The sequence below is a fragment of the Paenibacillus rhizoryzae genome (assembly GCF_059686995.1).
Genome location: NZ_JCAALT010000001.1, coordinates 835,606 through 858,546, shown reverse-complemented (window position 1 = coordinate 858,546; position 22,941 = coordinate 835,606). Strand labels below are relative to the sequence as shown.

The window sequence follows — 22,941 nt, the reverse complement described above, 5'->3', positions numbered from 1 at the left end:
GTCTGACTTGCGCATCTGGCTATTTACTGTGTGAATGCTTACTGGCTGCTTCATCAAACTTGGTCCGGTCCGGATTGCTCTTCCATTCGTCCCAAGTCATTCCCGCTCCCGCCAATATCTGTTCAATCCGTCTGCGGAACGGCAAACCTCTCTCCTCCAGCTGCATGGCCATCGGGTCTTGTCTTCCGTGAAGCTTCTGCTGCACCCATTCTTCCAGCTCATGCTCGAACGCTTCGGCCAACGCCGGCTCCGTATCTGCCAGATTCACCTTCTCCTCGGGATCCACAGATAAATCATATAATTCACGCGGCGGTCTCGTGAAAGGACCCGCATCATAGGTTCGGATAAATTTGTAACGATCCGTCCGAATTCCTCTTGCTGCCTGCCACGCACATTCGCTCAAGTAAACCGTTTCATGCGTCCCTTCGGACTGCCCCTGGATCGTTTGCCATAAACTCTTGCCATCAAGGCCCGCCGGGTCTTTCAGCTTCGATAAATCGATGCCAGCCGGCGCTTCCTTGCGAATGGCTTCGAGCAATGTCGGAAGCAGATCAACCTGCTGCACGAGTCCTGACGCGCGTCTTCCTTCCGGCAACCGGCCCGGCCACCTCATAATAACAGGCACATGGACGGTTGGCTCATATAAGCCGCAATGATCCCAATAAATATCATGCTCGGTCAAACTCTCTCCATGATCGCCGAATAGCACGAGCAGCGTCTCTTCTTGAATACCTAGCTTCGCCAAATGATCGTCGAGTTCCTTCAAACGGTCATCCAAATAGCGGATTTCCGCGTCATAGAGCGCATCATAATAATCGCTGTCCGTCACCTGACCGACGAGATCGTAATGATGGTGCTTAAAGAACGGATAGGCCGAATGATTGTAGGCGGGCTCCATGCTTTTGTTTCGCGGATCGAACGGGTCCTTAGCCGAATCATAAAACTCCGGAATGTAAGAATCAGGAGGCAAATACGGCGTATGCGCATCCCAGTAATGCAGAAACAGAAAGAACGGTTCATCCTTATGCTGATCGATCCATGGCAGAGCCAGCTTGTTAACTGTGCTGCCATCGATCCAGCGGTTGCCGCCAACGCTGTTGATATAGTAGTTGTAGCCGCGGGCAAACCATTCCTTCAGCTGATACATATTATCGACGGCCGCCGTGGTAAACCCGGCCGAGCGCAGCAAATTCGGGAGCCATTCCACCGATTTAGGGAGGTTCGTCAAATCAGAGCCGTGTGAGACGGCGCCGGTAGTAAGACCGATTTTGCCGGTAAAGACGCCGGTATGGGCTACCTCTGTCGGAATATCGGCTGCATAAGCCTGCTCGAAGAGTACGCCATCGCGCGCGATCTGATCCAAATGGGGACTTGTTCGCTTCGTGTAGCCATAACTGCTTAACCGAGATGCCCGAAGCGTATCCAGCGATATTAGAATGATTTTCATAGCCCACTGAGTCCTTTCTGGTTGTCTTTGTACTTCGTCCTCGCGTTCTGATCGATCCAAGCCAGAACCAGATCTACATTCTGCTCCGGCGTCGACGAGGAGGTGCACAGCGTAATAGCGGGATTTTCCGGTTCCTCATAGGGATCGGATACGCCGGTGAAACGGGTAATCTCCCCCGATCTCGCTTTAGCGTACAACCCTTTCACATCTCGCATCTCGCACACATGGAGCGGGCATTTCACGTAGATTTCCACAAACGATGGCATTTGCTCTTTCGCGTAATCTCGCATCGCTTTATAAGGGCTGATGGCTGAGACCAGCACATCAACCCCGTTACGGGAGAGCAAATTGGCAACGTAGGAGATTCTTCGAATGTTCTCGAAACGATCCTCCATACTAAAGCCCAGCCCTTTGCAAATCGTGGCTCGCAGCTCATCGCCGTCAAGCAGCTCTACCCGTCTTCCGCGCTCCAGCAGCTTCTTCTCTACGGCTTTGGCTGTCGTTGTTTTGCCTGCTCCGGATAGTCCGGTAAACCATAATACCGAGCCGTAACCGTTATTCATGCCTGTTTCCCTCCGTATCTCCTGCAGCATCCCTAGGTAACAAGAAGAAACGTATGACACCTTGTGTGGTGTGTGCTGTGTGGTAAGTTTCTTCCCTAGCTATAGTTGGACTGTCACCGGAGCCCCGCCGAGTTGATGCGACTTAATGGCCGCTTCAATGACTTCTTGGGCTGCAAGCGCGTCTGCTCCCGATGCCGTTATCTGTTCAGGCGCAACGCCTGCTTTCAATTCTTCAATGAAACAATTGATGCGCTGATCGAACGTATCGTCGAAGCCTTTCATCCCGCCAAACAGCGGATTTCGAACGACCGTCAGCTCATCGGATTCATGCGGGTAGTACGTCATACTTTCATATACGTTATCTACGACGATCCTGCCTTCATTCCCTGCCACTTCGCAATATTCGATCGGGTGCCGCATCGACATATCGTAGCTGCCGGTCAAATGGCCGACGGCGCCGGATTCGAACTCCATATTAATGGATACGGTCGACCACGATTGGCGGCCGGGAGCTTTGGTCATGAAGGATTGCACCCGTTTGACGTCACCTGCAAAATAACGCATCACATCGATGGAATGCGGATGCAGCGCGCGCATATGCAGCCATTCCGTATCCTCCTGCGGATTGCGGATCGTAAGCCGCATATTCAGGAAGAGCAAGGAGCCGAGCTTGCCGGAAGCGACAAGCTCCTTGGCTTTATAAGCGGCAGGCGTGAACCGATGATTCAGGTTGCACGCGAGCCGGACGCCTTTCTCTCTGGCAGCGGCTACCATCGTACGAGCCTCTTCAATGTTGTTTGAGATCGGCTTCTCGACGAATACGCTCTTGCCTGCCTCGATTGCAATCATTGTCGGTGCGAAGTGATGGCTGCCCTTCTCTACGCCGGCTGTTGCCACAACGACAACATCCACGTCTTCCTGCTGCAGAAGCTCTCGCAAATCCGTATAGAATGGGACGCCATGCAGCTTGCCTGCCGCCTCGGCACGTTCCTGCATAAGATCGCATACTGCTGCCAGCTCTGTATCCGGATGCCGCTTGTAAGCGTGGCAGTGGATTTTACCGATATGGTTTACGCCGACGACAGCTACTTTAATCATTGCTCTCTACCGTCTCTTTAGCTTCTTCTTGTTCCTTCTCCTTGTCCTTCTGCTGCAGCTTGCGTGCATTGTTAATCGACCCGATATAGAGGGAGTCATACGCTTCCTGCGAGGAGGTGAAAATCTTGTTCTGTCCGTGCCAGTTCGTGTTCGTGTAGATCGGATTGGTCCGATTTACTTCTTCCTCGCGTTTGGCGATGTATTCGTTCATCCGTTGCTGCAAGAAAGCGACGACTTCCGGTTCTTGGTCAGCTACGTTCACATTCTCCTGCGGGTCGCGAATCAGATTGTACAGCTCGATCTCCGGTTTGTAATGGAAATCGGGCTCCAGCGAGCAGATGAGCTTCCACTCCGGCGTCCGCCAGCCGTGTTTACGCATCCAGGTGCACTCCGTAATGTAGAGCTCGCTTTTCTCCATGCTGCTGTCGGCTTCACCTTTGATGAACGGGTTCAGGCTGCGTCCGTCATACGGGATATTCGTTTCAATTTGGAGCAAATCCAGCACTGTCGGCATAATGTCCGAGATGACGCTGACGCTCGAAACTCGTTTGCCGGCTGGTACGCGTCCCGGGAATTTGATGATAAGCGGCACGACAAGCGTACAGTCATAAAGGCCGTGATGGTCAAAATAACAATCATGCTCATACAACGTTTCGCCATGATCGGACGTAATCACGATGAGCGTATCTTCTTCAATGCCCATATCGGCAAGTTTCGTGAATAACGTTTGAATCGCGATGTCCATATACGCGATGGAACCATCGTACTGTGCGGTTACGTACTCATGGTCGGTCACGTCTTCCCCGATCCACGATTTCAAATAATCGCCGAAGGGCTTGAAATCATAAACCGGCTCCATCGAGGAATTGGAAGGGTCCTTCTCGTCTTTCCCATAAAACATCCGCTCGAACGGCTGCGGAGGCAGATAGGGCGAATGCGGATCCATATGGCGCAGGAATAGGAAGAACGGTTTATCTTCCGCAGCGAGACGCTCCAGTTCCGGAATCGCAACATTGTTCAGGTTCTCTGCTTTCGGAGCACGGCCGCTCTCTTCCTCCGGAAGCCAAGACTCGTAATTCAGATAGTTTTGAAACCCGCGTGCCGATGGATTACCGGTAAATCCGATACAGGTGGTATTGTAGCCATTCGCCTCCAGCACCTCAGCCAACGTGTCCACATGGCCGCCAAGCGGGCCTTCATGGCGCAGCGCCACGACATCCGTTCCGAACACATCCATCCCTGTAAGCATGGAAGCATAGGCAGGCGTAGTCGGAATGCTCGGGCTAAAATGCTGCTCGAACGTTACGCCTTGCGAAGCAAGTTTATCGATATATGGCGTCGTTAGACGCGAATAGCCATAGCCGCTCATATGGTCGCGGCGCAAGCTGTCGATGCCGAAGAAGAGAATATTAGGTTTTTTTGCAGACATGGCAGTAGCCTCCTAAGCGTAATTGTTTGGTGGGAGAAGGAAAGTTCGTAAACCGTAACGGCTAGCGGGCGTTTAATTTCTTGAAGCAAGCGTTCAGATAGCCGTACGACTCCGCTGCAACGGCAGTCACTTGCTCAATGGTATGTGTGGGCTGCGCGCCGATAACTTCAAGTACGACCGGGCCGTCATAAGCGCCCGCTACAAGCGCTTCGCAATAGCCAAACAGATCGATATCCCCGCGGCCGCATGCTTGCAGCTCGATCGGACCCGGACCTTGCTCGCGGCCTTTGCAGTCGCGGATATGGATATGCTTCACGCGGCTGATAACGGCAGGAAGCGCTTCTTCCGCGTTCTCGCCGGAACGATGAATATGGCTTGGATCCATATCGATGCCGAACGAAGACGATGCGATTTGCTCCATTGCTGCGAGCGTAGTCGGCGTATTGTAGATCGAGCTTCCGACATGCGCTTTCACGCAAAGCGTAACGCCGAAGGTGCCGGCAATCTCTGATAAGCGGCTCAGCGTTTCAATCGATGCAGCCAAATCCTCATCTACACCGGATTTGCCGCCGGGACCGACATTAATAACCGGAATTCCGATCGCTTGCGCCGCTTCGAAAGCAAGCAGCAAGCGCTCTTCGTTCAGTGAAGCTACCTCCATGGAGAGAAACTTCAAGCCGTTCTCTTGTACAATCGCTTGCAGCTCATCCTTCTGCTCCTGCCAGCGGCTAAGGTCCAGGTGCTCGCACATGCCTTGAATCGCTGAGATCTCAACGCCGTCATACCCGCATTGCGCAATCAGTTTTGCTGCTTGAGCGAAATCATACGATTTGAATAATACCGAGTTCACGCCAATTTGAATCATTGTTATATCCTCCTCAAGGTTCTGTTTAATGTTGGTTTTTATCTCAAGAACAACGGATCGCCATGTAGCGGCGGAAGCGGATGCGGCCTGACCATTTCTCCGCCGCGCTCGAACGACTCGATAACCGCGAACGTATATTCCAATACGGCAAGTGCATCGCGGCCATTAGCGCGAAGCTCCTCGAATGGAACCTTGTTCGATACATCCTCCAAGAAAGCATGCAGCCTGTGATTAAACGTCGTATTGAAGTCGTTGGTGCCATAGTCCGTTACTTCAGGCTCCGGCTGTACGCTGATTGCAGGAATACCTTTCGCTGCTTTCCAGTACGAAATTTTCTCGACGCAGTTCTCGATGCAGAACGTTCCTTTTGTACCCGCCATCTCTAAGCTCCACCAGCCGCCGAGACCGTAAACGGCATCGCCGCGCTGACTAAGCAGGTAACCAACGCCGCCATTGGCAAACTTGAGATGGATGCTGTTGATCGAGGCCATCACATCGCCTGCGCTTTTGCGGAAGCCCGGACGATCCGAGAATGTCTGAATATGCGTGATATCGCCGCAGAAATGTCTCATTACGCTAAGTGGATGTGTCAGAAACGCCTTCATGTGGAAGTAGGGATGGCCTTTCACTTTGCCGGATCCTGCAGGTCCGTAGTTGGCTTCACCGCCGTTAAAGCCCATCTTAGCCAAGCAATACACAAGCTCGCCGATTTCACCATTCTCAATATATTGCTTGCCTTTCGCTGCCGGCTCCGTGAAATAATGGTTCAGGTTACAGCCCAGGTAAACCTTCTGTTTCTCTGCATAGGCAACCAGCTCACGCGCCTCGCGAATATCATGACAAAGCGGCTTCTCGACGAGAACATGCTTCCCGTAGCTGATCGCTTCCATCGCAGGCTCGAAATGCCAGCTTCCGTTGTCGATTCCGCCGGTCGTTACGTCGATGACTTCGATATCCGGCTCGTTCTCAATCATTTCTTTCAAGCTGTAGTAAGCTTTCACGCCATACTTCTCGGCTGCGGCATCCGCGCGCTCCTTCACGATGTCGCATACAGCAACGAGATCTGCGAGCTCATCTTCTTTATGGCATGCCGCGTGTAAATTTCCGATGCCGTTCATCCCTACGATTCCGATTTTAACTGCCATGATTGAAGTCCTCCTGAAATGGTTTATAGGTATTGGTTTGTCTATTAAACGTTCTCGATCTTAGAATCGCTGAGCCGTACTCGGCGGCCTTCTTCGCTTGAAACGTACGAAGCAAGAACCATCCGAAGGGATGTACGTCCTTCTTCGACTGTTGCAATTGGCGCCCGCTCGCCGCGCAGGAATTCAGCCAGCGGCTTCGCAAGTCCACGGATACGGAAGCCATGATTCGCAGGTGTTGCAATGTCGCTTGCGGTCCAAGTGCCTGTTGCCGTCGTATATTTCATGAGCCCTGCGCCATCGTCAGGACGAGGTACATTGCAGCTTGTGGCGTCCCCGTAATTCTGCACGATGGTGCCAAGCTCTCCGATAATTTCAGTCGTGTTCTGCGCCGAGGTGCATGTAAACGAGCAGCTGACCTCTGCAATCGGTCCGTCCGCATAACGATACACGGCGATGCCGTTGTCCATTGGGATACGCGGGTTAAACATCGACGCAATCTCAGCCGTTACGCTTTCCGGTTCCCCAAGCAGCCAGTGGATAAAATCAGTCGGATGCGCGGAATCATCTGCCCAAATATCGCGGTTCGCAGCGGGGTCCACATGCCAGCTGTTTGCAAAATCAGCATGCAAGCCTACCGGCAATCCGTGTCTGCGCCGAACCATAAAGATTTGACCCAGCTCTCCGCTCTCGATCCACTGCTTCATCTGGATGTTCTGCGGGTCCGTTCTCATCTGCCAAGCCAGCGTAAACGGGACCTGGTGCTTCTGCACTGCTTCGACGATTCGATCGGCTTCCGCCATCGTTAGCGCCATCGGCTTCTGCAGGATAATCGCTTTACCGTGTGCGGCGGCAAGCTCTGCCAACTCAGCATGCTTTGAGGTTTCAGAAGCAATGACAACCGCCTGAATGTCGCTTCGTTCAAGCAATTTGACCGCATCCGCATACCTTTGCAGGTCATACGCCGTACAAGCCGTCTCCAATCGCTGTGCATCATGATCCCAGGCGGCAATCACCTTCACGCCATAATCAGCCGTCTTCCATTCGTCACAATAAGCATTGACATGCCCGTGGGCAAATCCGAGGATTCCAACTCCAATCATTGGGTTCATATCTCTCCTTCACTGCTGATTGGTTTGCGTGTACGATCCAAAGATCGGACATGCAGCATTCAGCTTGGTTGTTTACTGACCATGAAAACGATTACTTCCCTCATCATAATCAACCTAAAGCATGGAATCATGGTCGATCTGGACAATAACTATTGCGATCAGGACATAAATAGAAGTCGCATCGCGGAAAAGAATCGGTGGCGTACGGATTGGGCAACCTATGACCGCCTCCCTCAAGGCAACTACATATCGTCGAGGAGGATGAGTATTGTCCAGAAATAAGAACAAAACGCTGCAAGGCAAAATGAACGCCATGCAGACGGAGTCCCGTCAAGCCGAGAATGATGTTGCCGGTTCAACGGATCGGAACCGCAACCAGAAGGGGCATGTACCAAACAGCCCATCGACAGGTTAAGAACAAGACTGTTTCAGGGTGAAGCGAAACGACAAAAAGACAGCGGTCTGCAAGAAACCTTGCAAAACCGCTGTCTTTTTTCTCCTTCTATAGGCAAGTCTCAAGCCTGCCTCATTGCGAGGTATGCGGATCCGAACATGCCTGCCATATCCCCCAGTTGCGCAGGTACAATCGGTAGTTCGGGTTCATCCACATAAGCCTTCATGGTATGCGCACGGACTCGGTTTCGTATTCGGTCAAACAAGAATTCTCCCTGTCCGGTCACAGCCCCGCCAATTACAATGGCACCTGGATTAAAGGCATGAATGAGGTTACCAAGCCCGATTGCAATATAGTCGGCATAACGATCCACGATCGCGAGTTCTGACTCCCCGCCTGATTGTGCGCCGGCAAAGAGTGCCTCCGGCGAAAGCTTGCTTGTCCCGATATGCTCGGCTGCCATTCGTTTGAGCGCCGTTACCGAAGCATATTGCTCCCAACAACCGCATTGACCGCAATTGCACGGCACTCCGCCGGACTGAATCACGTGATGGCCATATCCTCCTGCATAGCCGCTTCTCCCGCGGTACGGCATCCGATTAACGATTAAGCAGCCACCTACTCCTGTACCCAGCGCAATACAAAGGAAGTCCGTCCATTGCTGCCCGGCACCAAGCCAAAGTTCTCCCATCGCCAACGCATTGACATCGTTATCCACTTCAACGGGAAGACCGCAGCGCTGTTCCATGATTGCCTTTAACCGCGTGCCGCTCCAACCCGGCAAATTATCGGTAGCGGTTCCGATTACGCCTTCTCTATTTACGAAACCCGCAGTTCCGATACCAACCCCTGAAAGACCTATCCCCTCAGTACGGGCAAATTCACCATATTGGTCAATAATTCCGGTAATACGATCCAATAACTTGTCTCGCCCAAGCTGCGCTTCGGTTGGCCATGTATGGATTTGAAGCGCATAGCCCGAGCTGTCGACGATGCCTGACTTAATGTTCGTACCCCCTATATCGATTCCGATAACGGCAGTTTGATTCATAGGCATCACCTCACTTCGATCGTGCGGATTGGATGTAATCCATATAATCCTGATACAATTTCGGCGAATCCGGATGACCTGCATGTGCCGGACTGTTTGGTTTATTTAACATCCCCAAATATTGATAGCACAGTATTTTATCCACATACTTGGACGCCACCTCCAGCTGCCCCTTCACGCGCTCGAACGGAGCCGGATGCAGCACTTTGCCATGAAACTTGAAGATTTCAACATCCGCCCAGAGCGGCTTCCCCGCCTTATCATGCGCCTCGCGAAGCCGCCCCCAAATATCGTCCAGCTCTGCAACAATGGTCTTGCCTACGCCGACTTCGTCTTGATAAGCAATGAAATCCGCTTCCAAAGCTCTCAGCTGACCAACGAAGTGCTCATCCGCAACTATAGAACGCGTACCGAAAGGAGCGATAAGCACTTGCTGAGGGCCATGCTTGCGGCAGTGATTGGCAAGTGTATTGACATATTCCAAATAAGGCGCGGGATAATACTGCTCTATTGCCGCCTCCACCGGGAAGTACCAGCCTTTAAAGGAGGCATGATGGCCGTATCGCTGAGAGAGCTCGGAAGCAAATTCAAATCGGTACCGTGTTGCATCGCTGCCTTGACCGAACCCGTGGAAGATCGGCGTCGAGAAGAAACCGAGGCCAAGAAACACGGAAACGCCAAGCCGATCAGCCACTTTCAGCACCACCTCAAGCGGATCGGGACAAACTAAATTCCAGCGTTCTTTGATCACCTCGGACGGGTAGAACGTTTTGCCGTGAAGGGCTACAGACATTAGAATCAACGTGTCCATCCCGGCATCGGCCATCTCCGTGATCTTCAGCTCCCAGTCGCCGGCTCGAAATTGATCGGTTGTCGCATTCCAGTGGTCGCCCTCATAAGGGTTCGGATGATGGAAATCAAACCAAGTTCCCGATATCGGTAATACCCGCGCAGCCGTCATAGTCATTCCCCACTCCCCTGAATGTGTGTGGTTTGTCCCACCTAGGCAAATTAACCTTTAATCCCTGTTAATGTAATCCCTTCGATGAAATACTTTTGCGCGAAGAAAAACATGATGATGATGGGTAACGTGAACAATGCGGAAGCCGCCATCAATAAATCCCATTCCACGTAATGCTCTGCCATGAATGCCTGCAAACCTAGCGTAAGCGTATATTTTGCGCTATCGTTCAAATACACGAGTGGACCCAGAAAATCCGACCACGTATATAGAAACGTGAAGATTGCTATAGCTGCCAGCGCCGGCTTACATAGCGGGATTACAATTCGGGTAAATATCGTCCATTCATTCGCACCATCGATTCTGGCGGCTTGAATGAGCGAATCCGGCAGTGTCATGAAAAACTGCCTCAGCAGAAAAATATAGAACGGCGCTCCCGTGAAGGTAGGGATGATTAGCGGCCAATAACTCCCTACAAGACCCAGCTTCTGATAGATCATGTAGACCGGAATCATCGTCACCTGGAACGGCAGCAGCATGGTGGCGACAATGACCGGAAATATGTATTTACTGCCATCCCACTCTACCTTCGTCAGCGAATAGGCAACTAGTGAGGACGAAATGAGCTGTCCGATTACACTCAATATGGTGACAAATAAGGTATTCATCATATAGCGAGTGTACGGAATGCGTTCAAAAACGCGGACATAATTATCCCAATGTACCTTCTGGGGGATAAGCGACAGCGTCGATTGGGAGATTTCATTCAGTGATTTGAGCGACGTGCCCACGAGCCAGAGAAACGGAACGACGAATATCAGGCTGAGCACGATGAGCGCCATATGAGGAAGAATACTGCGATTCAGTGTTTTGGCAAGAGGTCTCGTCGTCAACGTTAATCCCCTCCATAGGTGACCCATTTTTTAGATGTTTTGAAAACCGCCCAAGTCACTAGCCCGACAATGACGAACATTAGCCACGCCATCGCTGATGCTTTGCCCATTTTGAGATAATAGAATGCATTGTGGTAGAGGTAGACCGCGTAGACGAGCAACGAGTTCTCCGGGCCGCCGATTTGGCTGCCGTTCAAACCGCCTGAGCTTCCGATGATCAAATAAGCCTGCGTGAAATATTGAAATCCGTTAATGAGCTGCATAATCAGCTGGAAGAGAATGATCGGGGAAATGCTAGGCAGCGTAATGTGGAGAAATCGCCGCAGTACGCTCGCGCCGTCGATCTCAGCTGCTTCATACAGGGTTGCCGATACATCCTGAAGAGAGGCTAAGAAAATGACGATGACGTTGCCCACAGCCCAGACCCCAATGATCAACAACGAAGGTTTCGTATATACCGGATCGCCCAGCCAGCTCGGCGCATACAACCCGAGCTTCGTTAGCAGCCCATTCAGCAAACCGTACTGACCGTTCAAAATCCAGATCCACAGCAGCGTCGATGCAGCCAGCGGTACTATGGTCGGCATATAAAATAACGTGCGATACGCTGCCATCCCTCTGACCTTCACGTTCAGCAGCAACGCCACCAGCAGCGCAAACGCTAGGTTCACAGGCGTACCGAAAATGGTGAGATACAGCGTATTGCGCACGCTGATCCAGAATAGATCATCATGAAACAGTTCCTTGTAATTGCCGAATCCGACAAACTTCGGCGGTTGAAAGGCATTGAATGCTGTGAATCCATAATAGAAGGAAAGCAAGATCGGATACAGCGTCAGTCCGAGAAATCCAATCAGCCACGGACTGGCAAACAGCAGTCCTTTAACGGTATTCTTCCCCATCGCACACCTCCGAAGCGGTTGAATCAGCTACGTCTCTTTCGGACTCCTGATCAAGCAGGAGTCCGAAAGAGACGATCAGCTTCATTATTTAAGCGAGCTTGCTTTCTCGTCCGCTTCCTTCAAGGCATCCTCAGGCGATTTCTTGCCGTTCACGGCCAGCTCGAACTGGTCGGAGATCAGCTTCGCGTATTCCGTCTGCACGGAAACGGCCGGGAATGCTTTCAAGTTGGCATTCTTGGCTGCATCGGCAAACAGCTTGAAGTCAGGCAGCCCTTGCAGCGAAGGATCGTCGTAAACGGAAGTTCGTGCCGGTAGATTGCCGAACATCGCATTGAATTTCGTCATCGACTCTTTGGATGTCAGCCAGCTCAGGAACGCCCATGCGCCATCCTTGTTCTTCGCATTCTTAGCGATAAAGAAGGTGGACGCGCTGACTTCACCGCCGCCTGCTAAGCCCGGCTGTCCTTCGGGACCCGGGAGCGGCGCCACGCCATAATCCAAGCCTTCGATTTTCAGTTGGTTCTTCACGGTGTTGCCAAACCAAGGTCCATCGAATCGAATCGCCTGTCTGCCTGAGATGAATGGATCGGTTGCGTCCAAATATTTGGCCGAGGAGTTGAATTTCGTGATGTTGTCTACGCCGAACTTCTCGCGGTAAGATTTCATGAGGTTAATGGCAGCGAGCGTGCCGGAGTTGTTAGGAGTAAGCTTACCGTCTGCAGATGCAAAGTCGCCGCCAAGCGCAAAGGACATCGGATTCACGTAATAAACGAGAGGGAAATCCGGGAATCCCATCACTTTGATCGATTTATCATCATTCACTTGCGTTAACTTGATGGCATCCTCCAGCAGCTCTTTGTCCGTAGTAGGCGGAGCGGCGATGCCAGCGTCTGCGAACAGCTTCTTATTGTAGAACATCATATAGAAATTTACGTTGATCGGGAGCGCATACGTTTTGCCGTTATATTGACCGCTCTTCAGCGCGCCTGGCACGAAGTCCGACATGTCGTAATTGTCCTTCGCGATATATTCGTCAAGGGGTTCAATGATTCCTTTCTCCGCATACGAAGCCGTATTCGAGCTGAAATTGTCGGTTAGGTCAGGACCGCTTCCGCTTGAGAGCGCCACGATGATCTTCTGCATGTCAGGAACAGACAACCCTTTGACTGTGTACAAATCCTGACTTCCGTTAAATTCGGCGATCAGCTTCTCCAGATTCTCCGCTTCCGTGCCACCCCATAAATACCAGAAGTTCACCTCGGTTTTCTCTTTCGGCGTTTCCGTCTTCGCGTCATCTTCCGTCTTGTTCGTGGCGCTCGCATTCGAGTTGTTCGCGTCAGACGTAGTGGTTTGCGCCGGCTTATTCGCCCCCTCCGAATTCGAATTCGAGTTAGACGAGCAGCCTGTGAGTGCGAGACTTCCCATTGCCGAAAGCATTAACAAGACATACCATTTCTTACTAGCTTTTTTCACCATGTTCAACCCCTCCGTTTTCTTGGTCAATCCTTGGGATAAGATAACCGATCAGCTGCACTCTGTTCGTTTGATCTAGTTGAATTGGTTGTATGCAAAAAAACTCCCTAGTCTGAACACGTACAGCAGCTTCTCAGCTTTGCCTACAACGTCTGTTCGAACAAGGAAGTCGTCTTGGTGTTCGTTAATATAATTTATCGCTTACAGCCTTAGATGTCAGTTCGATCGCCTGATAAGCCCGCTCCCTGCACTGAATGGCAGCAGCAGTCGTCAGTATGTCCAGGACATGGATTTGGGTAATCTTCGAGCGGAACGCCCCGCCTTGAAGCGGTGATTCCTTGGAGCAAGATAGCAGCACCGCATCTGCAAATTGCGTGATCGGAGATTTGGCATGACTGGTGAGGCAGACGAAGAATACGCCGTTTGCTTTGGCAATTCGTACCGTATCGACGATATCCTTTGTGCTTCCCGAAGTGGAAACGGCGAAAACCACATCTCGGCTAGTCATCAGCGTGGCCGTCATAGCCATCACATGCGAATCTATGATGAGCTCGGTATGAAAACCAAGACGCATGAACCGGTATTTCGCATCTGCGGCGGTATTGGAGGACGATCCCACCCCGATAAAATAAATTTTGTCCGCCTTCGCAATCGCATCGATCGCTTTCTGCAATTCCCGCATGTCGAGAAGTGCAAGCGTATTCTCCAAAAAGGCTTTATTCTCCGCTGTGATTTTGCTCGCAATGGTCGCAACATCGTCGCTTTCCTCGATCTCGCTATGTACGTTCTTCACCGGATTTACGAGATCCTGTGCCAAGGAGAGCTTAAATTCCTGGTACCCCCGAAAGCCGAGCTTCCTGCACAAACGGAGCACGGAAGTATCGCCCACATCCGCCTTCTCAGCCAAGTCCGTCAATGTGGCATACACGACACTCTCGGGATCTTCCTGTATAATATCCGCTATTTTCTGCTCGGTTCGACTTAGTGATTTATACATGCTTGCAATGACAAGCAGCGTATTCGAACTGTCCTGAGTCTTCGTAAACTTCGACACGAATGGACGCCTCCCGTGAAAGATTGGACATCGATATGAAAAGAGACGCTCTACTAATGCACGCTATTCATCGCTTCAACGAATTTTCGGGTGATGAGCTCCGGCCTTGTTATTGCACCTCCGATAACGATGGCATAGGCTCCGCTTTGAAGCAGACGTATCGTATGATCATGCGTCCGTATACGCCCTTCCGCAAATACGGGTACTGAGATGCGCTGAGCCAGCTCTGAAACGAGAGCAAAGTCAGGTTCTTCGGATTGCTCACTGTACGAGGTGTAACCGGATAAGGTTGTCGAGATGATATCGAACCCCAGCTTCTCGGCATGAAGCCCCTCTTCCATCGTGGAAACATCAGCCATTAACAGACAGGTTAACTGTGATCTGGCTTTCGCTACAATGTCCTCAAGCTTCTCTCCTCTGGGCCTTGCCCGGAGTGTGGCATCCATGGCAACGATGGAAGCGCCGGCTTGCGCAACCTGTTCTACATCGGCGTAGGTAGGCGTGATATAAACCTCGGAATCCGGATAAGACTGCTTCCATAATCCAATAATCGGCAAATTGACGGCTTCGACTATTGCCGCAACATCATCAGGTGAGTTAGCTCTGATCGCGGATGCACCGCCGTACTCGGCAGCTTGAGCCATTCGGCTCATCATATCACTGCCATATAGCGCTTCGCCCGGGAACGCCTGGCAGGACACAATCAATTTGCCTTTCAAATCTTCTAATCGCACCGCATGTGTAGTCACATTTCTCAAATGTTTAGCACCTCCCGGCAAGTAAATCGATTGGTTTGCTGAAACGGTTGATACAAATGTGCGGTATTAAACTCCAAGTTTATAAATTATGACGGTTATTTCCTCCAATTATAGTATGGCCTACCGGGGATGTAAAGAATATTTTTTACAAAACGAGCACGATCGGCACTCCAAAAAAGGATTGACTTCCCAGCGTGATGCGAGTAATCTGGCGATGTGTGGTGTAATACTCCACATTATATTTAAATTAATGTGGTTTATTCCATTCATGCCACCCACCTTAAAGGAGGTCGTTTATGAAAAGGAATACGCTCTCATTACTGCTCGCACTCTTCGTCGTACTATCTATCGTTGGCATTGCAGCACCTGTTCCGAAGGAGGCGTTCGCTTCCGGCACTAACCTGCTTCTCGGCAAAGCCTACACTGCTTCCACCGCCGCGGATGCCAGTTACCCCGACACAAGCAGCATAGAATTGACTAACGGCACTTATGCCTCCCCTTTGCTAGCCGATGCAAACTGGCAAGGACGCTTCAACGCCACCAGCTACACCTTCACCGTTGACCTCGGAACCGCCCAATCCTTCAAAGACTTCAAGTCCAACTTCTTCAAGTATACCGGTGCCGCGATCCAAACCCCTACCCTCGTCACTTACGCTTCATCTACGAACGGAACAAGCTATACAACAGCTTGTACAGTCTCGCAGCAAGGCGCGGGCGTCGACATTGCAGCTGTCCCCTACTCCTGCTCAGCCTCTTCCACTATCTCTGCTCGTTATGTGCGAATCACCGTTACAAGTGCCGCAAGCACCTGGTCATTTATTGACGAATGGGAAGTGAGCCCCGCTTCTTTATCCGGAGTAACGAAGCTTAATGGCACCTTTCTTCAGCCCGATCTTGGCAATACGTGGACGGACACGCAGTGGAACACCGAATATCAGAAAATGACCGATGTCGGCATGAATCAGCTGGTCCTCCAGTGGACGGCCAACAGCAAATCCCACACGATGGTCTATCCGACGACCGCACTTACCGGCTATACGCAAAATACGTCCATAGATGTCGTATCGAAAGCTTTGTCCAAAGGGAATACGTATGGCGTAGACATTTACCTCGGCCTGCAGCTCAATGAAGACTGGTTCGGCAAGTATGCCAGCGACAATACTTGGCTTACGAACGAGGCAAACTTCGCCAAAACATTGGCGGGCGATCTTTACGCCAAATATGGGACGAATGCATCTCTGAAAGGGTTCTATCTCTCCTTCGAAGTTGATAACTGGAACTTCCCAACTTCCACGGAGTGGAGCCGTATGAACATCTTTTATCAAACCGTAGCCGGTTACATTAAGACATTGTCGCCTTCACTGAAAGTGATGATCTCCCCGTTCTACAACACCTCCGGCGGACAGACTTCTTCCGGCTGGCAAACGATGTGGGAAGCGATTCTCCCGAACAGCTCCCTCGATATTCTGGCGCTGCAGGATGGTGTCGGCGCCGGTCACGCAACGACTGCGCAGCTCGGTGCTTGGTTCTCCGCTACGAAAGCAGCGATCACCAATGCGCGGCCGGCCATGTTGCTCTGGGATGATGCCGAGACGTTCAATCTGGATTTTCAGCCGATGGATTTATCGATGATGGTAGCGGATATCAACGCTGTCTCCTCTTATGTAACGAACTATCTCAGCTTCAGCTTTAACCATTATATTAGTCCGCAGCAAGTAAACCCGCTCTACTACACCACTTATCAGAATTACGTAACCTCCGGAACCTTAGACGGGACAGCACCTACAACCCCTACTTCTCTGGCTTCATCTTCTACTACTTCAATCTCTACGCACCTCAGCTGGACGGCTTCAACGGATGCTACCGGCGTAGTCGGCTATAAGATCTATCGAAACAATGAGGTTGTCTGGACGGCGTATTCGGCTGGTACCACTTTTGACGACAGCCAGCTAAGTGCGAGCACCACTTATACGTATAAAGTGCAAGCGTTCGACGCAGCCGGAAACAATTCTGCCATTTCATCTCAAATATCCGTCACTACTTTAGCGGGCACCAGCTACCCTACGAATCTGTCAGCCGGCAAAACCTATACGTCTACACTGGCTGCTGATGTTTCCTATCCGGATAGCGGCGGTGAGTTGACGAACAGCAGCTTCGGCTCTACGGTCTATTCCGATGCTGCGTGGCAAGGGCGTAATACGGCCAGCACCTATTCCTTTACAATCGACCTCGGCAGTTCGAAGACGATTAAAGAGGTGACTTCGAACTTCCTTCAAATCAAATCGGTCTATATCCTGCTTCCGAAGAAGGTTACGTTCTTTACTTCGCCGGACAACGTGAACTTCACGCAAGTCGGTGTCGTCAATAAACCGGCTGTCAGCGCCACGGACCAAACGAAAACGTATAAAGTAACCGGCCTAAGCAGCGTGACTGGTCGATATGTGAAAGTGCAGATCGAGCCTGCCAGCAGTGCCTGGACATTTATCGATGAAATTCAAGTGAAGCAGTAGTTGGCTGTTGTTGAGAGTCGGGAAATCCGACTCTCAACTCACAAACTAACCCAAACTACGGTACTTACCCCAAAAATGCTGCTAATGTGCAACAGAATTGCGATTTTATAGTGGGGGACGTGGAAATGTTGCGCGTATTGCAATATTTCTCCTTGAGATGTCCATTAGGCGCTACTTATCTACCTAATTGTTGCTTTTCATGCATCAATTAAGGTTGTCGAGGTTGCGAAAGATGAAAATGTTGCCTTTCGAGCAACATTTCGCAAACTCACCCTGCAGCTTTATTGCATGCCATAGCAACCGAAGCTACACTTGCGCAACTAAAAAAGGGCCACCTCAAAAGTCACTCCGCACACTTTAGAGATAGCCCCTATATTCGATTAAATCGTGGCAAGATCCGCAACTACCCAGCTCTTGCTCTCTGCATCTACCACTTGCTCCGCGTAATCGGCCGCTTGTGCCAACGCCTCGTCTTTGCTAGCGTCTTGGCCTAATACCGCATAAGCCCGGGCAGCCGCTTCATATCCATAAGCCATATAGAAGGCATCCAGCTCCGCATCAGTGGTGACCTTCAAGCATTTGTTGGCATAATCGAGTGCTTGGCTGCCTTGTCCAATAACAGCGTATACGCGAGCCAGCTGCCAGTAGCCGACAGAAAGATTCGTAGGCGTGTGCTCCTCCACCTGTGTCCAATGCCAGAACGAGCTGTGGCAGAGATGCACCATCTCTTCGTTCTCCCGCTCTGTTCGCGCTTCCTTACTCAGCAGATCCCAAACCTTATTAAAGCATGATGAAGCCAGCTGTTTATGAGTCAGAACGTCCCTCTCCCCCGCAGATGTAAAATAATAGTTACCATTTCATCATAAATAAAGCTGCAGGAAGGAGCAACCCAATCCTGCAGCTGTTTATGCATGTAAGAGCTATTTACCGATACTCCGGAGGTGTCCGTCTCGCGACATTCGTCAGAATAGCCGCTTCGATGACTGCTTTGCGAACCTGGATGACGACCTGCTCGTTGAAAATACTCGGAATTATGTAGTGCTCATTCAACTCGCTGCTGGAAACGACCGATGCAATCGCTCTTGCTGCCGCCAATTTCATCGGCTCATTGATTCTTCTTGCCCGGCAATCGAGCGCTCCGCGGAACAAGCCCGGGAATACGAGGACATTGTTGATTTGGTTCGGATAATCACTTCTGCCCGTCGCAAATACGGCCACATGCGGAAGGGCCTCTTCCGGTGTGATCTCCGGCTCCGGATTGGCCATCGCGAATACGATGCTCCCCGGTGCCATACGTTTCACATCTTCCTCGCCAAGCACGCGCGCACGCGATACCCCGATGAATACATCGGCACCTGCGATAACTTCCTTCAACGTGCCGCTGTTCGTTTCAACCTGCGGCTGCTCGGAGAGCCATTGCCACATCGGGTGATGCTCGTAGGATCCGCCGCGAATAATGGCACCGTCACGGTCAACCGGAACGAGTCGCTTCACACCGGCTTGCAGCAGCATTTTACAGATCGATACGCCTGCAGCGCCAATGCCGTTCACGACTACGCGGATATTCTCGATCCGTTTGCCGACTACCTTAAGGGCGTTTAACAACCCTGCGATAACAACTACGGCTGTACCGTGCTGATCATCATGAAAGACCGGAATATCAAGCTCATCGGCAAGCCTGCTTTCGATTTCGAAACAGCGCGGAGAACTGATATCCTCCAGATTAATGCCGCCGAAGATCGGGCTCATGATCTTAATCGTCCGGATGAGTTCTTCCGTATCTTTCGTATCCAGACATAATGGGAACGCATCAACGCCTGCCAATTGCTTGAACAGCATCGCTTTCCCTTCCATAACAGGTGCCGCAGCATGCGGGCCAATATCACCGAGTCCGAGAACCGCTGTTCCGTCAGTGACTACGGCAACTGTGTTTCGTTTTATCGTAAGCGAATAAGCTTTGTGCGGATTCTCAGCGATGGCCGTACACACGCGCGCTACTCCCGGTGTATATACCTTGGACAGATCATCGCGATTCTTGATGGGCAGCGTCGGTTGAATGGTAATCTTCCCGCCCAAGTGAACCAAGAACGTACGGTCCGACACGTTGATAACGGAGATGCCGTCAAGTCCACGCAGCGCATCCACCATTACCGATTCATTTTTGTCGGAAAGATCTACTGTAATATCGCGTGTTGAAGTGTCATGTCCCGGGCGGATGACGTCAATGGAAGTAATATCGCCGCCCGCTTTGCTGATTGTTGCGGCTACGTCGCCGAAGGTAACTTTCTTGTGATCCAGCTCTAACCTGAAAATAATGCTAGTTTGTGCCATCTTAGACCCAACCTCTCCATCTTACAGCTTCAGCTACCCGCTTTAATCCTACCATATAGGCGGACAGTCTCATATCTGTCTTCTTCTCTTGGGACGTGCGGTACACATTGTTGAACGCATCCACAAGAATCTTTTTCAATCGTTCGTTAACTTCTTCCTCTGTCCAATAGTATCCCTGATTATTTTGTACCCATTCGAAATACGATACAACCACGCCGCCGGCGCTCGCCAATACGTCAGGTACGATCATAATCCCGCGTTCGGTCAAAATCTGTGTAGCCATATGGGTCGTCGGCCCGTTTGCAGCTTCTACGAGCAGCTTTGCTTTGATGAGATGTGCGTTGTCTTCCGTAATTTGATTCTCGATTGCCGCCGGAATTAGGATATCGCATTCCTGAATCAATAATTCCTGGTTTGTGATGCGATTCGGGAATAGATTGGTGACACACCCGAACGAATCGCGGCGGTCCATCAAATGGTCAATATCGAGACCTTCCGGATTATAGAGCGCTCCTGCCGCATCCGAGATACCGACGATCGTTGCACCAGCGTCATGTAAGAATTTCGCCAGGTAGCTGCCTGCATTCCCGAAGCCTTGGATGATAACGCGCGCCTTCTGGATCGGGATACCGAGCACTTTAGCCGCTTCATTCATGACGATACTCACGCCAAGCGCCGTGGACGATTCACGGCCAATCGAGCCGCCAAGCACCAGCGGCTTGCCGGTAATGAACCCCGGGGAGTCAAATTCACGGATGCGGCTGTACTCATCCATCATCCACGCCATAATTTGCGAATTCGTGAATACGTCCGGCGCCGGAATATCTTTTGTCGGTCCGACAACCTGACTGATCGCTCTTACATAACCGCGGCTAAGTCGCTCCAACTCACCAAAGGACATCGTACGCGGATCACACTGGATGCCGCCTTTGCCGCCGCCATACGGCAAATTCGTAACGCCGCACTTGATGCTCATCCACATCGACAACGCTTTCACTTCTTCCTGCGTTACATCCGGGTGGAAACGAACGCCGCCTTTGGTCGGTCCGACCGCATCATTATGCTGCGCGCGATAACCCGTGAACACCTTCACCTTGCCATCATCCATTTTCACCGGGATACGGACGGTTAGCAGACGCAGAGGCTCCTTAAACAACTCGTAGAAAGCGCTCTCATAACCTAGCTTAGTTAAAGCCGTTTCAATGACTTGCTGCGTTCTGGCAAGTACGTCAACATTTTCTTTGACCTTATTCATCTGTATAGGGCCCCCTCAAGTGGATGTGAAACTAGAATGAATGATTGGCTTAGCTTCCGGCGAAAAAGAGAAAAGGCCCTCCAAGCAATTCGCATAGAGGGCCGCAAAGTTCATTAGATTTTGCGGGAAGTCAATTTAGCTTGCGTGAAGAGCAGCAGGTAATCATAGCCGCCTGCTTTGGAATCCGTACCGGACATATTGAAACCGCCGAATGGATGAACACCTACAAGCGCGCCTGTGCATTTACGGTTGATATACAAGTTACCGCAATGAACCGTTTCAAGCGCTTCGGCAATCCGATCTTCGTCCGTGGAGAAGTAGGAACCCGTCAAACCAAACTCGGTATCGTTGTACATGGCAATAGCTTCCTGCCAGTCTTTCGCTTTAGCAAGCGCCAGTACCGGTCCGAAGATCTCTTCTTGCATGATCCGCGCTTTGCCGCCTACATCGCCGAACACTGTCGGTTGGATGTAATAGCCGTTACCCTCAGCTTTGTCGCCGCCAACAAGCAGTGTCCCCTCTTGTTTGCCCACTTCGATATAATCCAGAATGCGGTCATAGGATGTTTTATCAATAACCGGACCTGCAGCAAAATCATGCTCTTGCAGACCCCACTTCAACTTCTTCGTCAATTCGACAACACGTTCAGCCACTTGATCGTAAACCGATTCTACGATAACCGCGCGTGAACCTGCCGAGCACTTCTGGCCTTGGAAACCGAATGCGGATGCTACGATAGCTGCTGCCGCTGCTTCCAGATCCGCTGTTTCGTCGACCACGATGCCGTCTTTACCGCCCATTTCAGCAATGACGCGTTTGATCCAAATTTGACCCGGAACGGTATCGGCTGCCAGCTTGTTGATGCGAAGGCCCACTTCTTTGGAGCCCGTGAAGCTGATGAAACGCGTTTTCGGATGCGTCGTCAAGTAGTCGCCCACTTCTGCGCCGCTGCCCGGAATAAAGTTGATAACGCCTGCCGGCAAACCTACTTCTTCCATAAGGGCGAAGAATTTATGCGCGATAACCGGTGTTGTCGATGCAGGTTTAAGCAGCACCGTGTTACCCGAAACAACAGCTGCTGTTGTCATGCCCACGCAGATCGCAAGCGGGAAGTTCCAAGGAGGAATAACAACGCCAACGCCAAGCGGAATGTAAGTGATTTTGTTATCTTCGCCCGGAATCTTCGTCAGCGGCTGCGTTTCGTTCGTGTTGCTCAGACGAATCATTTCACGACCATAGAACTCCAGGAAGTCGATTGCTTCTGCAGTATCAACATCCGCTTCTACATAGTTTTTGCCGGATTCAAGAATCATCGTCGCGGAGAATTCATGCTTACGCTCACGCATCAGATGAGCTGCTTTGAACAAGTATTCCGCGCGTTCGCGAGCAGGAACTTTCTTCCACGTTTCAAACGTAGTCAATGCTGCTTGCATCGCTTGTTCCGCAAGCTTCTGATCGGCTTTGCTCACATAACCGATTATTTCGTCTATGTTACCGGGGTTGATCGACGTGATTTTCGCTTCCGTCTCGATCTTCTCGCCGCCGATCGTAAGCGGATAATGACGACCCAATTCAGATTTCACCTTTGCAATTGCCGCTTGCATCGCTTTCTTGTTCTCTTCCAGAGCAAAGTTCGTAAACGGCTCGTTCGCATATGGTTTCACTTCCGTAAATGTATTCATCATTGTCAGGCTCCTCTCCCG

General features: G+C 51.1%; 20 protein-coding genes. 2 read left to right on the top strand and 18 right to left on the bottom strand.

What is annotated here, in order from left to right:
* Positions 1 to 19: 19 nt before the first annotated feature.
* The 7 genes from AC6ESO_RS03840 to AC6ESO_RS03810 form a co-directional block, all read right to left on the bottom strand.
* On the bottom strand, positions 20 to 1,447 hold the full coding sequence (locus tag AC6ESO_RS03840; protein WP_497090212.1) for a sulfatase family protein: 1,428 nt from the start codon (positions 1,445 to 1,447) through the stop codon (positions 20 to 22).
* Complete coding sequence (gene cysC / locus AC6ESO_RS03835) at positions 1,444 to 2,010, bottom strand: adenylyl-sulfate kinase (protein ID WP_497090211.1); 567 nt, start codon at positions 2,008 to 2,010, stop codon at positions 1,444 to 1,446. The genes AC6ESO_RS03840 and cysC overlap by 4 nt, the downstream gene beginning before the upstream one ends.
* Before the next feature lie 99 nt (positions 2,011 to 2,109).
* Positions 2,110 to 3,108 (bottom strand): Gfo/Idh/MocA family protein, encoded by a 999-nt coding sequence (locus AC6ESO_RS03830; protein ID WP_497090210.1) that lies wholly within the window; start codon positions 3,106 to 3,108, stop codon positions 2,110 to 2,112.
* Positions 3,101 to 4,537, bottom strand: coding sequence for a sulfatase family protein (locus AC6ESO_RS03825; protein WP_497090209.1), 1,437 nt, complete (start codon positions 4,535 to 4,537; stop codon positions 3,101 to 3,103). The genes AC6ESO_RS03830 and AC6ESO_RS03825 overlap by 8 nt, the downstream gene beginning before the upstream one ends.
* A 61-nt stretch (positions 4,538 to 4,598) precedes the next feature.
* On the bottom strand, positions 4,599 to 5,402 hold the full coding sequence (locus AC6ESO_RS03820) for a TIM barrel protein (protein ID WP_494817435.1): 804 nt from the start codon (positions 5,400 to 5,402) through the stop codon (positions 4,599 to 4,601).
* Between the two features lie 38 nt (positions 5,403 to 5,440).
* Positions 5,441 to 6,547: a Gfo/Idh/MocA family protein gene (locus tag AC6ESO_RS03815; RefSeq protein ID WP_497090208.1), complete on the bottom strand. Its 1,107-nt coding sequence runs from the start codon at positions 6,545 to 6,547 to the stop codon at positions 5,441 to 5,443.
* Positions 6,548 to 6,591: 44 nt separating this feature from the next.
* Entirely contained in the window at positions 6,592 to 7,647 is a 1,056-nt protein-coding gene (locus AC6ESO_RS03810; protein WP_497090207.1) for a Gfo/Idh/MocA family protein, read from the bottom strand.
* A gap of 277 nt (positions 7,648 to 7,924) precedes the next feature.
* Here AC6ESO_RS03810 and AC6ESO_RS03805 point away from each other — a divergent pair, with 277 nt between their 5' ends.
* On the top strand, positions 7,925 to 8,071 hold the full coding sequence (locus AC6ESO_RS03805; protein WP_494817432.1) for a hypothetical protein: 147 nt from the start codon (positions 7,925 to 7,927) through the stop codon (positions 8,069 to 8,071).
* A 100-nt stretch (positions 8,072 to 8,171) separates the two neighbouring features.
* On the opposite strand, the gene AC6ESO_RS03800 is transcribed toward AC6ESO_RS03805, so the two are convergent.
* The 7 genes from AC6ESO_RS03800 to AC6ESO_RS03770 form a co-directional block, all read right to left on the bottom strand.
* Positions 8,172 to 9,101, bottom strand: coding sequence for an ROK family protein (locus AC6ESO_RS03800; protein ID WP_497090206.1), 930 nt, complete (start codon positions 9,099 to 9,101; stop codon positions 8,172 to 8,174).
* A 10-nt stretch (positions 9,102 to 9,111) separates the two neighbouring features.
* Positions 9,112 to 10,068: a DUF4434 domain-containing protein gene (locus AC6ESO_RS03795; RefSeq protein ID WP_497090205.1), complete on the bottom strand. Its 957-nt coding sequence runs from the start codon at positions 10,066 to 10,068 to the stop codon at positions 9,112 to 9,114.
* 44 nt (positions 10,069 to 10,112) lie between these two features.
* Complete coding sequence (locus AC6ESO_RS03790; RefSeq protein ID WP_497090204.1) at positions 10,113 to 10,955, bottom strand: carbohydrate ABC transporter permease; 843 nt, start codon at positions 10,953 to 10,955, stop codon at positions 10,113 to 10,115.
* A 2-nt stretch (positions 10,956 to 10,957) separates the two neighbouring features.
* Positions 10,958 to 11,857 (bottom strand): carbohydrate ABC transporter permease, encoded by a 900-nt coding sequence (locus AC6ESO_RS03785; protein ID WP_497090203.1) that lies wholly within the window; start codon positions 11,855 to 11,857, stop codon positions 10,958 to 10,960.
* An 84-nt stretch (positions 11,858 to 11,941) separates the two neighbouring features.
* Positions 11,942 to 13,333, bottom strand: a complete 1,392-nt coding sequence (locus AC6ESO_RS03780; RefSeq protein ID WP_497090202.1) for an ABC transporter substrate-binding protein — start codon at positions 13,331 to 13,333, stop codon at positions 11,942 to 11,944.
* Between the two features lie 181 nt (positions 13,334 to 13,514).
* A complete protein-coding gene (locus AC6ESO_RS03775) occupies positions 13,515 to 14,384 on the bottom strand; it encodes a MurR/RpiR family transcriptional regulator (protein ID WP_497090201.1) in 870 nt (289 codons plus the stop codon).
* 53 nt (positions 14,385 to 14,437) lie between these two features.
* Complete coding sequence (locus AC6ESO_RS03770) at positions 14,438 to 15,133, bottom strand: N-acetylmannosamine-6-phosphate 2-epimerase (RefSeq protein WP_497090487.1); 696 nt, start codon at positions 15,131 to 15,133, stop codon at positions 14,438 to 14,440.
* 305 nt (positions 15,134 to 15,438) lie between these two features.
* Here AC6ESO_RS03770 and AC6ESO_RS03765 point away from each other — a divergent pair, with 305 nt between their 5' ends.
* On the top strand, positions 15,439 to 17,652 hold the full coding sequence (locus AC6ESO_RS03765; protein WP_497090200.1) for a DUF4434 domain-containing protein: 2,214 nt from the start codon (positions 15,439 to 15,441) through the stop codon (positions 17,650 to 17,652).
* 380 nt (positions 17,653 to 18,032) lie between these two features.
* Here the strand turns inward: AC6ESO_RS03765 and AC6ESO_RS03760 are convergent, their stop codons facing one another.
* From AC6ESO_RS03760 to pruA, 4 genes are all read right to left on the bottom strand, one after another.
* Positions 18,033 to 18,377 (bottom strand): hypothetical protein, encoded by a 345-nt coding sequence (locus AC6ESO_RS03760; protein ID WP_497090199.1) that lies wholly within the window; start codon positions 18,375 to 18,377, stop codon positions 18,033 to 18,035.
* Positions 18,378 to 18,576: 199 nt separating this feature from the next.
* Positions 18,577 to 19,983 carry an NAD-dependent malic enzyme gene (locus AC6ESO_RS03755; protein ID WP_497090198.1) on the bottom strand — a complete coding sequence of 469 codons (1,407 nt, stop codon included), beginning with the start codon at positions 19,981 to 19,983 and terminating at the stop codon, positions 18,577 to 18,579.
* A 1-nt stretch (position 19,984) separates the two neighbouring features.
* Entirely contained in the window at positions 19,985 to 21,238 is a 1,254-nt protein-coding gene (locus AC6ESO_RS03750) for a Glu/Leu/Phe/Val family dehydrogenase (protein WP_497090197.1), read from the bottom strand.
* A gap of 113 nt (positions 21,239 to 21,351) precedes the next feature.
* Positions 21,352 to 22,920, bottom strand: coding sequence for an L-glutamate gamma-semialdehyde dehydrogenase (pruA, locus tag AC6ESO_RS03745; RefSeq protein ID WP_497090486.1), 1,569 nt, complete (start codon positions 22,918 to 22,920; stop codon positions 21,352 to 21,354).
* Between the last annotated feature and the right edge of the window lie 21 nt (positions 22,921 to 22,941).

Bases quoted from the DNA above. Each gene is read 5' to 3' on its own strand.
- AC6ESO_RS03840 (WP_497090212.1), bottom strand. From the start codon at position 1,447: ATGAAAATCATTCTAATATCGCTGGATACGCTTCGGGCATCTCGGTTA.
- cysC (WP_497090211.1), bottom strand. From the start codon at position 2,010: ATGAATAACGGTTACGGCTCGGTATTATGGTTTACCGGACTATCCGGA.
- AC6ESO_RS03830 (WP_497090210.1), bottom strand. From the start codon at position 3,108: ATGATTAAAGTAGCTGTCGTCGGCGTAAACCATATCGGTAAAATCCAC.
- AC6ESO_RS03825 (WP_497090209.1), bottom strand. From the start codon at position 4,537: ATGTCTGCAAAAAAACCTAATATTCTCTTCTTCGGCATCGACAGCTTG.
- AC6ESO_RS03820 (WP_494817435.1), bottom strand. From the start codon at position 5,402: ATGATTCAAATTGGCGTGAACTCGGTATTATTCAAATCGTATGATTTC.
- AC6ESO_RS03815 (WP_497090208.1), bottom strand. From the start codon at position 6,547: ATGGCAGTTAAAATCGGAATCGTAGGGATGAACGGCATCGGAAATTTA.
- AC6ESO_RS03810 (WP_497090207.1), bottom strand. From the start codon at position 7,647: ATGATTGGAGTTGGAATCCTCGGATTTGCCCACGGGCATGTCAATGCT.
- AC6ESO_RS03800 (WP_497090206.1), bottom strand. From the start codon at position 9,101: ATGAATCAAACTGCCGTTATCGGAATCGATATAGGGGGTACGAACATT.
- AC6ESO_RS03795 (WP_497090205.1), bottom strand. From the start codon at position 10,068: ATGACTATGACGGCTGCGCGGGTATTACCGATATCGGGAACTTGGTTT.
- AC6ESO_RS03785 (WP_497090203.1), bottom strand. From the start codon at position 11,857: ATGGGGAAGAATACCGTTAAAGGACTGCTGTTTGCCAGTCCGTGGCTG.
- AC6ESO_RS03780 (WP_497090202.1), bottom strand. From the start codon at position 13,333: ATGGTGAAAAAAGCTAGTAAGAAATGGTATGTCTTGTTAATGCTTTCG.
- AC6ESO_RS03765 (WP_497090200.1), top strand. From the start codon at position 15,439: ATGAAAAGGAATACGCTCTCATTACTGCTCGCACTCTTCGTCGTACTA.
- AC6ESO_RS03760 (WP_497090199.1), bottom strand. From the start codon at position 18,377: ATGGTGCATCTCTGCCACAGCTCGTTCTGGCATTGGACACAGGTGGAG.
- AC6ESO_RS03755 (WP_497090198.1), bottom strand. From the start codon at position 19,983: ATGGCACAAACTAGCATTATTTTCAGGTTAGAGCTGGATCACAAGAAA.
- AC6ESO_RS03750 (WP_497090197.1), bottom strand. From the start codon at position 21,238: ATGAATAAGGTCAAAGAAAATGTTGACGTACTTGCCAGAACGCAGCAA.
- pruA (WP_497090486.1), bottom strand. From the start codon at position 22,920: ATGAATACATTTACGGAAGTGAAACCATATGCGAACGAGCCGTTTACG.